The organism is Bradyrhizobium sp. (assembly GCF_035273305.1).
Taxonomy (GTDB): Bacteria; Pseudomonadota; Alphaproteobacteria; order Rhizobiales; family Xanthobacteraceae; genus Bradyrhizobium.
In genome coordinates, this window is the sequence record NZ_DATEPI010000097.1 from 18,225 (window position 1) to 33,638 (window position 15,414).

The 15,414-nt window shown below is 60.9% G+C and carries 12 protein-coding genes; 8 read left to right on the forward strand and 4 right to left on the reverse strand.

Features of this window, described 5'->3' with window-relative positions:
• Positions 1-8: 8 nt before the first annotated feature.
• Entirely contained in the window at positions 9-1,355 is a 1,347-nt protein-coding gene (locus VJV58_RS06030) for an ActS/PrrB/RegB family redox-sensitive histidine kinase (protein WP_324136425.1), read from the reverse strand.
• Between the two features lie 103 nt (positions 1,356-1,458).
• Here VJV58_RS06030 and VJV58_RS06035 point away from each other — a divergent pair, with 103 nt between their 5' ends.
• From VJV58_RS06035 to VJV58_RS06050, 4 genes are all read left to right on the forward strand, one after another.
• Positions 1,459-2,253 carry an ABC transporter ATP-binding protein gene (locus tag VJV58_RS06035; protein ID WP_324136426.1) on the forward strand — a complete coding sequence of 265 codons (795 nt, stop codon included), beginning with the start codon at positions 1,459-1,461 and terminating at the stop codon, positions 2,251-2,253.
• Between the two features lie 47 nt (positions 2,254-2,300).
• Positions 2,301-3,068 (forward strand): ABC transporter permease, encoded by a 768-nt coding sequence (locus VJV58_RS06040; protein WP_414641418.1) that lies wholly within the window; start codon positions 2,301-2,303, stop codon positions 3,066-3,068.
• Between the two features lie 125 nt (positions 3,069-3,193).
• Positions 3,194-4,543 carry a polyhydroxyalkanoate depolymerase gene (locus tag VJV58_RS06045; protein ID WP_324136428.1) on the forward strand — a complete coding sequence of 450 codons (1,350 nt, stop codon included), beginning with the start codon at positions 3,194-3,196 and terminating at the stop codon, positions 4,541-4,543.
• Between the two features lie 240 nt (positions 4,544-4,783).
• Positions 4,784-5,623: a SprT family zinc-dependent metalloprotease gene (locus tag VJV58_RS06050; RefSeq protein WP_324136429.1), complete on the forward strand. Its 840-nt coding sequence runs from the start codon at positions 4,784-4,786 to the stop codon at positions 5,621-5,623.
• A gap of 91 nt (positions 5,624-5,714) precedes the next feature.
• On the opposite strand, the gene VJV58_RS06055 is transcribed toward VJV58_RS06050, so the two are convergent.
• Complete coding sequence (locus VJV58_RS06055; RefSeq protein ID WP_324136430.1) at positions 5,715-7,919, reverse strand: penicillin-binding protein 1A; 2,205 nt, start codon at positions 7,917-7,919, stop codon at positions 5,715-5,717.
• Between the two features lie 141 nt (positions 7,920-8,060).
• Between VJV58_RS06055 and VJV58_RS06060 the strand changes: the two genes are divergently transcribed.
• The gene (locus VJV58_RS06060) at positions 8,061-8,486 is read left to right on the forward strand and encodes a DUF1330 domain-containing protein (protein WP_324136431.1); all 426 of its coding nucleotides are present in this window, start codon (positions 8,061-8,063) and stop codon (positions 8,484-8,486) included.
• A gap of 134 nt (positions 8,487-8,620) precedes the next feature.
• Here VJV58_RS06060 and VJV58_RS06065 read toward each other — a convergent pair whose 3' ends face one another.
• Complete coding sequence (locus VJV58_RS06065) at positions 8,621-9,847, reverse strand: ABC transporter substrate-binding protein (RefSeq protein WP_324136432.1); 1,227 nt, start codon at positions 9,845-9,847, stop codon at positions 8,621-8,623.
• Between the two features lie 163 nt (positions 9,848-10,010).
• Positions 10,011-12,803 (reverse strand): [protein-PII] uridylyltransferase, encoded by a 2,793-nt coding sequence (locus tag VJV58_RS06070; protein WP_324136433.1) that lies wholly within the window; start codon positions 12,801-12,803, stop codon positions 10,011-10,013.
• Positions 12,804-13,073: 270 nt separating this feature from the next.
• Here VJV58_RS06070 and VJV58_RS06075 point away from each other — a divergent pair, with 270 nt between their 5' ends.
• The 3 genes from VJV58_RS06075 to VJV58_RS06085 form a co-directional block, all read left to right on the forward strand.
• The gene (locus VJV58_RS06075) at positions 13,074-14,048 is read left to right on the forward strand and encodes an aliphatic sulfonate ABC transporter substrate-binding protein (protein WP_324136434.1); all 975 of its coding nucleotides are present in this window, start codon (positions 13,074-13,076) and stop codon (positions 14,046-14,048) included.
• Positions 14,049-14,132: 84 nt separating this feature from the next.
• A complete protein-coding gene (locus VJV58_RS06080) occupies positions 14,133-14,984 on the forward strand; it encodes an ABC transporter permease (RefSeq protein ID WP_324136435.1) in 852 nt (283 codons plus the stop codon).
• Positions 14,984-15,414: ABC transporter ATP-binding protein (locus VJV58_RS06085; RefSeq protein ID WP_324136436.1), on the forward strand; the 431-nt coding region annotated here is incomplete at its 3' end. The genes VJV58_RS06080 and VJV58_RS06085, both read left to right, overlap by 1 nt.

Consider the following 15,414-nt stretch of genomic DNA (forward strand, 5'->3'; position numbering starts at 1 on the left):
CTGGTACATTATATGGCGCTGAGGGGAGGCGCTGCCAAGGCTGGTTCGGCCGGGATATCGTCAGCCTCGAAGCGCCCGCGGGGCCATGCAACCTGGACCACGGCACCGTGGTCGGGAAAAATCCGATTGCTAAAGGATACCCTCGCGCCGGTGCGTTCCAGCAGCGTTCGGGCAATGAAAACCCCAAGCCCAAGACCTCGATGATCGCTTTGCGACTCCTCGGGGCCGCGCCGCCGCGACAGATAGGGCTCGCCGATTCGCTTGATGATGTCAGGAGCGAACCCGGGCCCATCATCGGAAATGACGATTTCGATGGTTTCGTTGTTCCACCACGCGTTTACTTCCACGGTGGTTCGGGCGAAGTCGACGGCGTTTTCGAGGATGTTGCCGATTCCATAAAGGATGGCCGGATTGCGGGTGCCGACCGGTTCGCGACTGCCTGCCACCGCGATCCGCACCTTGATCGCGACCCCGAAATCGCGGTGCGGCGCCACGATTTCTTCGATCAGCGTCGACAGTAGCATGCGGTCGAACGGCGCTCCGCTCGCGGAGAGTTGCGTGATCTTCGCCAGGATATCGCGGCAGCGTTGCGCCTGCTCCCGCAGCGTTTTGATGTCGGCGGCAATCTGGCTGTTTTGCGAGCTGCGCTCCAGCTCCCGCGAAATCAGGAAAATCGTCGACAAGGGCGTGCCGAGTTCGTGCGCCGCTGCAGCCGCCAACCCGTCCAGCTGCGTGAGGTGTTGCTCACGCGCCAGCACCAGTTCGGTCGCGGCCAGCGCGTCCGACAGCTTGCGGGATTCTTCGGTGACCTGAAAGGCGTAAAGACTAGTGACCCCGATCGCGAGCACGATCGAAAGCCAGACGCCGAACAGATAGATCGGCGGCAGGATCAGCGGATCGTCGCTGTCCCATGGAAGCGGGAAATGGAAATACACGAGAACCGAGGCGCAGGCGACCGCAAGCCCGCCGAGCCCGATCGTCAGCCGCACCGGCAGCGCCGTTGCGGAAATCAGAACCGGGACCAGAAACAGAAATGAAAATGGATTCTGCAGGCCTCCGGTGAAGAACAGCAAGCCGGCCAGTTCGACAATATTCAGCGCGAGCAACGCCGCGGCGTAGGCGGGTTCCAAACGCTGCATCGGGTTGAAAGCGATCTGCAAAGTCAGATTGAGCAGCGCTGAAAGGCCTATGATGGCGAGGCAGGGAAATACCTCAACGTCGAACTCGAGCCCCTGCCGCACGACGAAGATGGCGGCGAGTTGTCCGAGCACCGCCAGCCAGCGCAGCCGCAGGATCGTGTCCAGCCGCACATAACGGCGCGGGTGACGAAAATCCGAGGCTGCGACGTCATTCATCCCCGAATTGTATCCGCGCGAGCTCCCGATCACAAATTCGTCGGCTGGACCGGCCTCGCCAATGCCTTGCGCTTGCCGCAGCAATGGCCCAAGGAACGGCCGCATGACCAATGATGGCGCAATCAAAGCCGGGCTGCCCGCCGCCGATCCGACGTTATCGGCGGCGATCGAGGTCGCGCATCTCGTCAAAGTGTACAAAACCACCCGGGCCGTCGATGACCTGTCGTTTCGCATCCAGACCGGCAGCATCACCGGGCTGCTTGGGGCCAACGGCGCCGGCAAGACCACCACGATTGCCATGATCATGGGGCTGGTGCTGCCGACCTCCGGCCACATCCAGGTGCTCGGGCATGTGATGCCGGACCAGAGCAATGACGTGCTCGGTCGCATGAATTTCGAAAGCCCTTATGTCGACATGCCGATGCGGCTGACGGTCCGGCAAAATCTTACGATCTTCGGTCGACTTTACGCGGTCGCGGATGTGCCCGAGCGCATCAAGCAACTCGCCGCCGATCTGGATCTCGGCGATTTCCTGGACCGCCCCAACGGCAAGCTCTCTGCCGGCCAGAAGACCCGGGTTGCGCTGGCGAAAGCGCTGATCAACCAGCCCGAATTATTGCTGCTGGACGAGCCCACCGCATCGCTCGATCCAGACACGGCCGATTGGATCAGGCTTCATCTCGAAACCTATCGCAAGGAACGGGGCGCGACCATCCTGCTCGCCTCGCACAACATGTTCGAGGTCGAGCGGCTATGCGACCGCGTCATTATCATGAAGCGCGGCCGCATCGAGGATGATGACAGCCCCGACAAGATCATGGCCCGTTACAACAGGGCGACGCTCGAAGAGGTATTTCTCGATGTCGCGCGCGGTCGCGTTCAGGAGGTGGCGCCGTGAGCCGGCTCGCCTACCATCTCGACATCGAGCCGCACCGGATCGCTGCGATGATCCTGCGCTACTGGTATCTGCTGCTCTCGTCCTGGCCGCGACTGCTGGAACTATTGTACTGGCCGGCGCTGCAGATCATCACCTGGGGCTTTTTGCAGACCTACATCGCGCAGAATGCGGGGTTCTTTGCGCGCGCCGGCGGCACGCTGATAGGCGCGGTGATCCTGTGGGACATCCTGTTTCGCGGGCAGCTCGGATTTTCGATTTCGTTTCTGGAGGAGATGTGGGCGCGCAACCTCGGCAACCTGATGATGAGCCCGCTAAAGCCGATCGAGTTTCTACTCTCGCTGATGGTGATGAGCGTGATCCGGCTTACGATTGGCGTGATTCCGATGACGCTGCTGGCGATGTTCCTGTTCCGCTTCAATTTCTACGCCATCGGCCTGCCGCTGATCGCGTTTTTCTGCAACCTGATCTTCACGAGCTGGTCGGTCGGCATCTTCGTTTCGGGGCTGGTGCTGCGCAACGGGCTTGGCGCTGAAAGCATCGTCTGGACACTGATGTTCGGGCTGATGCCGCTGGTGTGCATCTACTATCCAGTGACGGTACTGCCGCACTGGCTGCAATATGTCGCCTGGTGCTTACCGCCAACCTATGTGTTCGAGGGAATGCGGGCGCTGCTGATCGAGCATGTGTTTCGGGCCGACCTGATGATCTCGGCGCTGGCGATCAACGCTTTGCTGCTTATCGGCGCATTCGCCGGCTTCATGGGGCTTTTGCGCAGTGCCAAGCACCATGGCTCGCTGCTTCAGGGCGGCGAATAGCCCACTTATCCCGTGGATTTTCCAGCTTTTCTCCTTGCGCGACGCAGCAATATACCGATCTGTGCATTGACGGTTTATTACGTCTTGGGCACTATGTTGCGATGCAAAAGAAACTAGAGGAATACATGCCAATCGGTGAGTTCGGCGGCGCACCTCCCCTGGTGGCCGAAGGTAGCCCGGCGCTTACCACGCCGATGTACTGGCTGTATGAAATGGCGCAGGCATCGCTCAATCCGGCGCGCGCGGTAACAGATGCAACCAAGATTTTATTTCAGAACCCGCTTAATCCCTGGTCCCATACCGAGCTTGGCAAATCGATCGCCGCCGGCTGCGAACTGTTCGAGCGCACGACGCGACGCTACGGCAAGCCTGAATGGGGCATCCACGACACCGAAGTCAGCGGCGTTCGCACGCCGGTAGATATCCGCGTCGTATGGGAAAAGCCGTTCTGCCGGCTTTTGTACTTCGACCGCAAGCTGACCCGCCCAGTACGTACGCCGCAGCCGCGATTGCTGATTGTTGCGCCGATGTCGGGCCATTACGCGACGCTGTTGCGTGGCACCGTCGAAGCCTTTCTGCCGACCCATGAGGTTTATATCACCGACTGGACCGATGCCCGCATGGTCCCCCTGACCCAGGGCCGTTTCGATCTCGATGACTACGTCGATTACGTCATCGAGATGCTGCACGTCCTCGGTGGCAACATGCATGTGATGGCGGTGTGCCAGCCGTCCGTACCTGTGGTGGCCGCGGTTTCGATCATGGAAGCCGAGCGCGACCCCTTTGTTCCGCTTTCAATGACATTGATGGGCGGTCCGATCGATACCCGTCGAAATCCGACCGCGGTCAACAACCTCGCGGCCGAGCGCGGCATCGATTGGTTTCGCAACCACGTTATCACCAAGGTGCCGTTTCCTCATCCCGGCGTGATGCGCGATGTCTATCCAGGGTTCCTGCAGCTGAATGGCTTCATCAGCATGAACTTCGACCGCCACATGGACGCGCACAAGAACCTGTTTAAGGATCTGGTGAAGGGCGATGGCGACCTGGTCGACAAGCACCGCGATTTCTATGACGAATATCTCGCCGTCATGGACCTCACGGCTGAGTACTATTTGCAAACCGTCGACACGGTTTTCGTCAAGCACGCGCTGCCGAAGGGCGAAATGACCCATCGCGGCAAGAAAGTGGACCCATCGCGGATCGCGCGCGTCGCGCTGATGACGGTGGAAGGCGAGAACGACGACATCTCCGGGCTCGGACAGACCGAAGCCACGCATGCGCTGTGCAGCTCGATCCCCAATCATCGCCGCGTGCACTACGTGCAAAAGGGTGTCGGCCACTACGGCGTCTTCAACGGATCGCGATTCAAGTCGGAAATCGTGCCGCGTATCTCGGATTTCATCATGTCGGCGGCGAACGCGAGACCATCATTGGTCGCGGTGAAGCCTACATTGGCTGCCGCGGCGGAATAAGCGTCTGATTACGCGAATACTAACGAGAGTTTGCGGTTGACACCCGAATCGGGGCTCGACTGCACCCGCCCGTTAACCCTTGGATACCCCTCGGAAAACCCTGATTCTGGCTCTGTCCAAGTCATGAGTGCGGCCTCATTCCTTGGGCGTGCTGGAGAGGGGTATTTAGCGCCCGACTTTTTTGTTCCCGACCCTCGCTATAGGGGCAGACGGTAACGCGCCCCCCTGTATATTGGGCAAATGATTTGTTTTTGCGCGGAGCGATTTCACTGGCGGCGGATATGGCAGAATCCGGGCGAACTCCTGATCCCCGGACTTACAGACATGGCCACTCGCGCCCTCCTTTATCGGCGGCCCTACGAACCTTCGACTCTTCTCGTCAAGCACGGCTCGCAAATCTACTCGGTTCGGCTGCGGCGACACCGTCGCGCCCGCCGTTACACGTTGCGCATTCATCCGAGTGACCGCGAAGCGATCCTGACGATGCCGCCGCGTGGCACCATCGCCGATGCAAAGGATTTCGCGCAACGTCACGGCGGCTGGATCGCGGCGCGCCTCGGGCGTTTGCCGAAAGCGGCGCCCTTTCTCCCGGGCACCGTGCTGCCGTTGCGTGGCGTCGCCCACAGAATCGTGCATCGCGCCGGCCAGCGCGGCACGGTGTGGACGGAAACACGCGACAACGGCGAACGGATTCTCTGCGTCGCAGGCGGTTTAGAGCACGCCGAGCGACGGGTGCATGATTTTCTCAAGCGCGAAGTCCGCCGTGACCTGCACAAAGCCACGCAATTCTATGCCGACGAGTTGGGCGTCAAGGTGAAGCGGTTGTCGATCCGCGATCAGTCGAGCCGCTGGGGTTCCTGCACGTCGGCGGGTTCCCTCTCGTTCTCCTGGCGCCTGATTCTCGCGCCACCCTACGTGCTTGACTACCTGGCTGCGCACGAGGTGGCGCATCTGGTGGAGATGAATCATTCCGCGCGATTCTGGAAAGTGGTCGCGAGGGTGTGCGGCCATGTCGAGCGGGCCAAGACCTGGCTCGACAATTCCGGAAATGATCTGCATCGCTACGGTATTCAGGATTAGAGCGTCTTCGAGCGAAGCGGGCGCCGGTTCGCGTGAAGAAAACGCGTCAGAAGAACAGGCCCCAGCCCGATTCGATCCGAAGCGGTCGCGGTTAGCGTCCGAACAGCCGGTCCACCAGCCAGCCGTCCAATCCACCGGCCGATTGCGGCCGGGCGGAGGTTCGCGTTGGTGTTGGCCGGCCCGCCGCGCCCGCGGTCGATAAAGAACTAGCCGGCGGTGCATTCGATGTGGACGCAGGCTGCAGCAAACCAGAGAAGAAGCCGCCCGATTGCGATCCCGGCAACGCTGCGATCGGTACGCCCTGATGCGCCACTTTCATGAAGCGGGTCCAGACTTCGACCGGCAATCCGCCGCCGGTGGCTTTCCTCGTCGGCGAGTTGTCGTCATTGCCGAGCCAGACGCCGGTGACAAGATTGGCCGTGTAGCCGATGAACCAGGCATCGCGGAAATCCTGGCTGGTGCCGGTTTTGCCGGCAGCGGTCCAGCCCGGGATCTCGGCCTTGCGCGCGGTCCCGCTAAGCAGCGTCTCCTGCAGCATCGTGTTCATCATCGCGACATGCCGTGGTTCCATGACCTGGCCGACCTGGTCGGCCGCCCGCGCATAGAGCAGCTTGCCGTCGCTGGTGCGGATCCTGGTCACGACATGCGGGGAGACAGCGAGGCCGCCATTGGCAAAAGGCGCATACGCGCCAACCAATTCAGTCAGCGAAACCTCGGACGTGCCAAGTGCGATGGTGGCATTGGCCTCGAGTTTCGATGAAATGCCAAGGCGGTGCGCCGTACGCACCACATTCTTGGGGCCGACTTCGATTCCGAGCCGCACCGCGACGGTATTGAGCGACATCGCGAGCGCTTGCGTCAGGGTGACCGGACCGAAATATTCATGGCCGTAATTCTCCGGCTTCCATCCTTTGACGTCCAGCGGCGCATCCTGCCGGATCGTTTCCGGCGTCAGGCCGGCTTCGATCGCCGTGAGATAAACGAAAGGCTTGAACGCCGAACCCGGCTGTCGCTTGGCGGTTAGCGCGCGGTTGTACTGGCTTTCGGCATAGTTGCGCCCACCGACCATTGCCCGCACCGCGCCGTCAGGCGTCATCGCCACCAGCGCGCCCTGGCTAACGTTGAATTTCACGCTCTTCGCCGCCAGTTCGTCGATGATCGCGGCCTCTGCTGAGGCCTGCAGCTTTGGATCAATCGTGGTTTCGACCACGATGTTCTGGTCGATCTGCCCGACTAGGTCGTCGAGCACCTCGCCGATCCAGTCCGCTACATAGTTGATCGTGCCGGCGCCCGCGGCCTTCACATTCAGCGCAGCGGGATGGCCGATCGCGGCCTGCGCCTGCGCTTGGGTGATGAATTTGGCTTCCGCCATCGCGGCGAGCACGGTCTGGGCGCGCTTGTCGGCGCCCTCGGGATTGCGGTTCGGGGCCAGCCGCGACGGCGACTTGACCAGTCCCGCCAGCATCGCGGCTTCCGTCAGCGTGACGTTCCTTGCCGATTTGCCGAAATAGCGCTGCGCGGCGGCTTCGACGCCATAGGCGCCTGAACCGAAATAGACCCGGTTCAAGTAGAGTTCGAGAATTTCTGCTTTGGTGTGTTTGCGCTCGAGCCAGAATGCCAGTTCGAGTTCTTGCAGCTTCCGCTGCAGCGTCCGCTCCTGGGTCAGAAACAAGTTCTTCGCGAGTTGCTGGGTCAAGGTCGACCCGCCCTGCGAAACACTTCGATGCAGCACGTTGGCCACCGCGGCGCGCAGAATGCCGAGGGGATCGACGCCGTGATGCGAGTAGAAGCGCCGATCCTCGATCGCAATGAAAGCCTTGGGCAGATAGGGCGGCAGGTCCTTTAGCGAGACATTGGCGCCCGGCATTTCGCCGCGCGTCGCCAGCACGGTGCCATCTAATCCCGCGATCTCGATCGTCGGCGGTCGTTTCGGAATCTCGAGCGCCTGAATGGCCGGCAGGTGCGCGCCCACCCAGACCACCATGCCGGTCAGCCCGATCGCCGCCCATAGGCTGAGCACCGCACCCCAATAGAAAACGCGATACAGGCCCAGCCGCGAGCGGCCGCGCGATTTGCGTTTGCGGCTCGCCCGACTGGCGCGGGGTTTCCTTTCAGGTGGCGGATCCTCGTCGGGTTCGCTTTCGCGCATGTTACCTTTGGCGGATGACTTTTTCGGCTGATCGTCCTCGGCGGGCGCGACGCGATCCTGCGGGCCAAGCCGCAACTCGGAAAGCGAAGCCGCGAGCCCGAATAGCGGCTCCTTGCGTCCACGGCTTTTTTTCCGCCCCCACGCCATACGCAAACGCCACTCACCCCCAGTGCCGGAAGCAAGCTAACGCCTGCTGTTTAAGGGCCGGTTACGGAGAGGTTAATGCGGGATTAGGAGGTGCGGCGGCCTGTGATAAACCGGAGGCGATAAGCGAGCGAGGAGAGCGGCATGGGCTACATCGATCCGACCAAGGAAGTGTTCGCGCAGTTCAGGGCCAATGATCGGGCCGGCGCCATTCACATGCTCAACCTGGTGCGGCTTCGAAAGCAGGCGGCGTATTCCGATGGGCGGAGCGCAACCGGCGCCGAGGCCTATGCTGCCTATGGACGGGAAAGCGGGCCTGTATTCGAGCGGCTGGGCGGCCGGATCGTCTGGCAGGGCCGGTTCGAACTGATGTTGATCGGGCCTGCCGATGAGCGCTGGGATCATTGCTTCATCGCCGAATATCCCAGCGTTGCGGCCTTTGCCGAAATGATCCGCGATCCGGTCTATCGAGAAGCCGTGAAACACCGGCAGGCGGCCGTCGAGGACTCGCGATTGATCAGGCATGCCGTTCTCCCGGTCGGAAAAACGTTCGGCGAGATTCCGAACTAAAGAGTTTCGAGCGAAGTGGACGCGCCCGGTTCAAATGAAGAAACGCGTCAGAAGAATCAGCGAGAGCCCGATTGGATTCAAAAAAACGGCGGCCTCGCAAGGCCGCCGATCAGTGAGACTGATAGTGTTATGCATTAGCCCGCCGGGCCGGTGTCCTCGATGATCGGGCCGAACAGCTCCCAGCGTTCGCCGTCGAACTTCATCATCTGCATCTGCTTGTTGATGCGATAGTCCGTCGGTGATGTGTTGACGACCATGCCGGGGAGCGAGAGACTGCCGGTGAAGTTCTTCAGGCTGGTCGCCTGCCGCATGACGTTTTCGCGGGTCAGATCATCGCCGCATTGACGCAGGATGTGCACCAGCAATTCCGCAGTCGAATAGCCGTAGGTATTCACCGTGTTGAGCTTGTCGCCTTCGGGATAGTATTTGTCCATGAAGGCGAAATAGGCCTTGAGGCCGGCATCGTCCTTCCACTGCGGATCGCCCGGGTCCTTGCCGTAGTTGGTGCTGATAATGCCCTTTGAGATGTCGAGCCCCGCCGGTTTGAGTGTCGCCGAAACAGGGCTTGCATTGATGTCGAGGATGTGGATCGGTTTCCAGCCGAGGTCGGCGACCTTCTTGATGGCTTGCGCGGCGAATTTCGGCGTCGATGCATCGTACAGCAGGTCGGCGCCAAGCGATTTCAGCTTGACGATTTGCGAGTCGATGGTCGGATCGGTCAGCTCGTAGGACGCTTCGCCGACGATCATCGATGCGGCCTTGCTGCCGAGGGCGGCCTTCAATCCAGTGATGTAGTCGCGGCCGAGGTCGTCATTCTGGTAAAGAATGCCGATCTTCGCATTGGGATAATTTGTGAGAATGTATTTCCCGTAGATCCGACCCTCGGTCTGATAGTTGGGATTGAATCCGATGGTCCATGGCGCGTTTTGCGGATCCGAGAAGCGCGAGGCACCGGTGCCCGCGAGCAGTTGCGGCACTTTTTTGGCATTGAGGTATTTCTGGACCGCGGCATTGGACGGCGTGCCGATGAGTTGGAACGTAAACAGGACCTCGTCGCTTTCGACCAGCTTGCGTACCTGCTCCACGGCTTTAGGCGGGCTGTAAGCATCGTCGTACTGGATCAGGTTCAGCTTGCGGCCGTTGATGCCGCCCTGATCGTTGATCATCCGCAGATAGGCGGCTTGGGTCTTGCCGATGCTGGCATAAGCGGAAGCGGGTCCGCTGAACGGCACGGTTTGCCCGATCTTGATTTCCGTATCGGTCGCGCCGGTGTCATATTTCTTCTGCGCGGCTGCCGGTGAGACCGAGAGCGCGAAGGCGATCGCGGTACCGGTGACAAACTGAAAGATGGCGTTCCTCATATCGCTGCGTTTCCTCATGTTATGATTGTGCCGATAGTCTTGTCCGACCGGTCCTACAGGGCTGGGCGGACGCCATCGCTCACAGGATTGTGTCGGAAGGCGGGGGCCGATGCAAGACGATGCCAGCCGAAAAGGCCACCGACCTTGATCCGAAATAGTGCGGTCAGGCTGCGGGCTGCGCCACCGCGGCATCATTGGTGAGCAGATGGATCAGCGCGCTTTTGATCGCTGCCTGTCGCGTCGGAGCATTGATCTGCGCTCCCAATAAATCGGTGACATAGAACACGTCGCGCGCCCGCTCGCCGAATGTTGCGACATGGGCCGATGCGATATTGAGGTTGAGTTTGGAAATCGCGGTGGTCAGTTCATATAGCAGGCCCGGCCGGTCTAGACCGGACACCTCGATCACGGTGTACCGGTCCGACCATTGATTGTTGATGATCACTTCGGGCTCGACCACGAAAGGCCGCGCCTTGCGCGCGGCGGCCCGCCGCGCCACCACTTCCGGCAGCCGCAATTTGCCTTCCAGCACATCCTCGATCATCTCGCCAATGCGGGTCGCGCGCCGTCCCTCATCCTCGTCGCGATCGTACTCTCTTGAAATCGCGATAGTGTCGAGGGCCCGGCCATCCGTTGTAGTGTAGATCTGGGCATCCACGATGTTGGCGCCCGCCGAGGCGCAAGCGCCGGCGATGATCGACAGCAACCAAGGATGGTCGGTGGCGAGAATGGTCAGCTCGGTAACGCCGCGCGCCTCGTCGAAGCCGACATTGATTGCGAGCTTGTGGCCAGCTTGCTCGCTGGCATGCAAGAAGCGGGCGTGGCGGATCTTGCGCGGCAGTTCGACCTTGAGCCAGTAAGCCGGATAGTGCCGTCCGATATACGCGTTGAGTTCGTGCTCCGGCCATTCCGTGAAGGCTGCGCGAAATTCGGCCTGTGCCACCGCGATTCGTTGCGCGCGATTGACTTCCGAAAATCCACCGGTCAGTACGGGTTCGGTTTCGTAGTACAGCGTCCGCAGTAGCTGCGCTTTCCAGCCGTTCCAGACCCCGGGACCGACCCCGCGGATATCGGCGGTGGTCAGGATCGTCAGCAGCTTCATCTGCTCGACAGATTGCACTACGGCCGCGAAATTCTCGATGGTCTTGCGATCCGAAAGGTCGCGCGATTGCGCTACCGTCGACATGGTCAAGTGCTCTTCGATCAGCCAGGCCACCAGTTCGGTATCTGCGGCATTGAAGCCAAGCCGCGGACATAGCCGCCGCGCCACTTTCGCCCCAGCGATCGAATGATCCTCCGGCCGCCCCTTTGCGATGTCGTGCAGGAGCGTGGTGATGTAGAGCACGGCGCGGTGTTCAGGGCGAATTTTGCGCATCAGATCGCTGGCAAGCGTGAACTCATCGTTGCCGCCGCGCTCGATTTCCTGCAGGTATCCGACACAGCGCAGCAGGTGTTCGTCCACGGTATAGTGGTGATACATGTTGAACTGCATCATCGAAACGATCTTACCGAATGCGCGAATGAAATGGCCGAGCACGCCTGTTTCGTTCATGCGCCGCAGCACGGTTTCCGCGTCGTTCGAGGTCAGGATTTCCATGAACAGCCGGTTGGCTTCCGGACTCTCGCGAAGCTGCGCGTTCACCAGCCTGAGCGATCGTGTGACGGTTCGCATCGCGTCAGGGTGAAAGGCGAGATTGTTTTTCTGCGCGAGTCGGAAAATTCGGATCAGGTTGATCGGATCCTGCCTGAAGACATCGGGCACGGCGAGATTGATGCGGTTGTTGTCGACGATGAAATCGTCGCTCTCGGGTACGCGCCTCCGATTTAGGCTCGGCCGCAAGCGCGCCATCATCCGGCTCAAGACCGGCGCCGGCTTGGCCTGCTGGTCCTCCAGCTTGGCGCATAGAATCGCGGTGAGATCGCCGACGTCTTTGGCGACCAGGAAGTAGTGCTTCATGAAGCGTTCGACGTCCTGCATGCCGGGATGCGAGGTGTATCCGAGCCGGATCGCGATCTCGCGCTGCATGTCAAAGGATAGCCGCTCTTCCGCGCGACCCGAGAAGAAATGGATATTGCAGCGTACCGACCAGAGGAAATCCGCGCAGCGACGGAAGGTGCGATATTCCTGCGCATCGAACACGCCCCGTTCGAGCAATTCGTCGGTTTCGCGCACCCGGTAAACATATTTCGCGATCCAGAACAGCGTATGCAGATCGCGCAAGCCTCCTTTGCCGTCCTTGACATTGGGTTCGACGAGATAACGCGATTGCCCGGCGCGGCGGTGACGTTCTTCGCGCTCGGCAAGCTTGGCGGTTACGAACTCGGCCGCGGTGCCCTGCACCACCTCCTTGTCGAACCGCGATACCAGTTCGTCATAAAGCGGCTTGTCTCCGGTTAGGTATCGGGTCTCGAGGATCGCGGTGCGGATTGTCATGTCGCCGCGGGCCTGGCGGATCGACTCATCGACGGAGCGCGTTGCATGCCCGACCTTCAATCCCATATCCCACAGACAATACAGGATCGCTTCCGCGACCTGCTCGCCCCATGCCGTCTGTTTGTACGGCAGGATGAACAGGAGATCGATATCGGATTCCGGAGCCATCAATCCGCGGCCATATCCGCCGGTGGCGACCACCGCCATGCGCTCGGCGCCGGAAGGAATTGGCGAGTGGTAGAGATGGCGCGTTGCGGCTGAGAACAGGATTCGGATGATCTCGTCCTGCACGAAACACAGCCGCTCGGCGCAGCGGCGGCCATGGCGATCCCTCAGCAGTAGCGCCTGCGCGGTGGCGCGCGCGGCGATCAATTCAGCTTTCAACAATTGTGCGGTGGCGGAGCGAAAAACATCCTCGCGACCGGCGTGTTTTGCGGCGAGCGCGTCAACGGCGGCGGTGACCCGCTCGCTATCGAAACGGTCGTCGGTCTCAGCCGGATGTTCGGTCGCGACATTGTCCATGTGCTATCCCGATATCGGACGGCGTTGTGACTGTCACGGGACTTCTGGGTTGCCAGCAGGTCCATGCTGGATTTTACCCGCTTTGAGCAAAGGTGTTCTCGATGCGGTCGATAGAGCAAGCTTATTTTCTCATTGACCTGCCCATTTAACTATTTGAAATAAACAGCGTTTTTGCAAGGCCAAGCACGCCGGCAAGCCGCTGCCGATGCGAGCTTTAGGGCCACGCCAGCCAATATAATCGTCACTGTTGTCACCTGAGGAGTTCCGATGATGCCCAGAATTTCACGGCGCGCTTTCGCGATCATGATCGCTGGCTCGATGCTGATGCCCGGCGCCGCCTTTGCCGCTGACGCGCTCAAGGAAATTCACATTGATTGGGCCACCTACAATCCGGTGTCGATGATCCTGAAGCAAAAGGGGTTGCTGGAAAAGGAATTCGCCAAGGACGGCATCAATATTGTGTGGGTCCAGTCGGCCGGTTCCAACAAGGCACTCGAGTTCCTTAATGCAGGCTCGATCGATTTCGGCTCGAGCGCCGGCTCCGCGGCGCTGGTTGCCAAGATCAATGGCAACCCGATCAAGTCGATCTACGTCTATTCGCGTCCCGAATGGACTGCGCTGGTTACGACCAAGGACTCAAAAATCGCGACCGTCGCCGACCTCAAAGGCAAGCGGGTGGCGGTGACCCGCGGCACCGATCCGCATATCTTTCTGGTGAGAGCACTGCTCGGCGCGGGCCTGAGCGAAAAGGATATTACGCCGGTGCTACTGCAACACGCCGACGGCAAGACTGCGCTGATCCGCGGTGACGTTGATGCTTGGGCTGGCCTTGATCCAATGATGGCGCAGGCGGAAATAGAGGACGGCGCCAAGCTGTTCTTCCGCAAGCCCGACGCCAACACCTGGGGCATTCTCAACGTCCGCGAAGCGTTTCTCAAGGAGTATCCGGATATCGTTCGGCGCGTGCTCGCGGTTTACGAGGACGCGCGCAAATATTCGATCGCGAACTATGACGACCTGAAGAAGACGTTCATGGCTGTGACAAAGCTGCCGGACGCGGTTGTCGATAAGCAGCTCAAGGAGCGCACCGACTTGAACCACAGTCGGATCGGAGCGCCGCAGCGCGAATCGATTCTGGCAGCGGGCGTTGCCTTGCAGCAGGCCGGGGTGATTGATCCCAAGGTCGACGTCAACGCCGCCCTTGATGCGCTGATCGATGATCAGGTTGAGCTACCGACGCATTAGCGTCTCGTGTTGGCCAGGGGAAGCGAGAGTCGGTGGCGCATCCGACTCCCAAACTTGCAATCCTGAGTAAGACGCGGTTCTGCTATGGCGATGACGGTTGAACTACCCGCGCTTGAACCAACTGATGGCACAATTGCCCCGCCTGCCACCGGGCGGCTGCGACGCTGGACGCAGCCAGCGATCGGCCTGTTGTTGCCGCTCGGCCTTGCCTTGGCCTGGGAAGTTACCGTCTGGTTGGGGTTCTCCAACGGGCGCTTGGTCCCGCCGCCCACCAAAATATTCGCGGCCATCGTCGAGCTGGCGCGCAGCGGCGAACTGGCGCGCCATATCATCACCACCCTGACGCGGGTCGCCGCGGGGTTCGGCCTGGGCGTGCTCGCCGGCACGGTGCTGGGCGCCATTTCGGGCTATTGGACGCTGGCGCGACGGCTGCTCGATCCTACAGTGCAGGCGCTGCGCGCGATCCCGTCGATCGCCTGGGTGCCGCTGTTCATCCTGTGGCTCGGCATTTTCGAAACGTCCAAGATCGTGCTGATCGCGGTCGGCGTATTTTTCCCGGTCTATCTCGGCGTCATGGGCGCGATCCTCTCGGTCGATCGCAAGATCGTCGAAGTCGGCCGCACTTTCCGGCTTTCCGGACCGGCCATGATCCGGCGCATTTTGCTGCCGGCGGTTTTGCCGGCCTATGTGGTGGCGCTTCGGGTCGGACTTGGGCTCGGCTGGATGTTCGTGGTCGCCGCCGAATTCATGGGCGCATCGGAAGGCCTCGGCTATTTGCTGATTGATGGCCAGCAGCTCGGCAAGCCCGCGCAGATTGTGGCGGCGATCGTGATCTTCGCAATTCTCGGCAAGACAACCGACTGGCTCATCGAGATTGGCTCTGCGCCATTGTTGCGCTGGCAGGACGCATTCGGCCGCCATTCCGGGGGAGCCTGATGCTCGTCCTCAATGCGCTCGGCAAAATCTATCCCAATGGTGTCAATGCGCTGGAGCGTTTCTCAGCGGAGATCAGGCTGGGCGAGATCGTTGCGATCATCGGCGGCTCCGGCTGCGGAAAATCGACGCTGCTCCGCGCTATCGCCGGTCTCGATCGCGCCACTTCCGGCACGGTGACGCTCGACGACATCAAAATCTCGGCGCCGCATGCAAAAATCGGCATCATTTTTCAGGAGCCGCGGCTGCTCCCGTGGCTCAGCGTCGCCGAGAATATCGGCTTTGGCCTGTCCGACCTGCCCGCCGATATTCGGCGCCAGAAGGTGGCGGGCGCGCTGGCGCGGGTCGGCCTTGCCGACAAGGCCGATGCGTGGCCGCGCGAATTGTCTGGCGGGCAAGCCCAGCGGGTGGCGATTGCGCGCGCGCTGGTGCC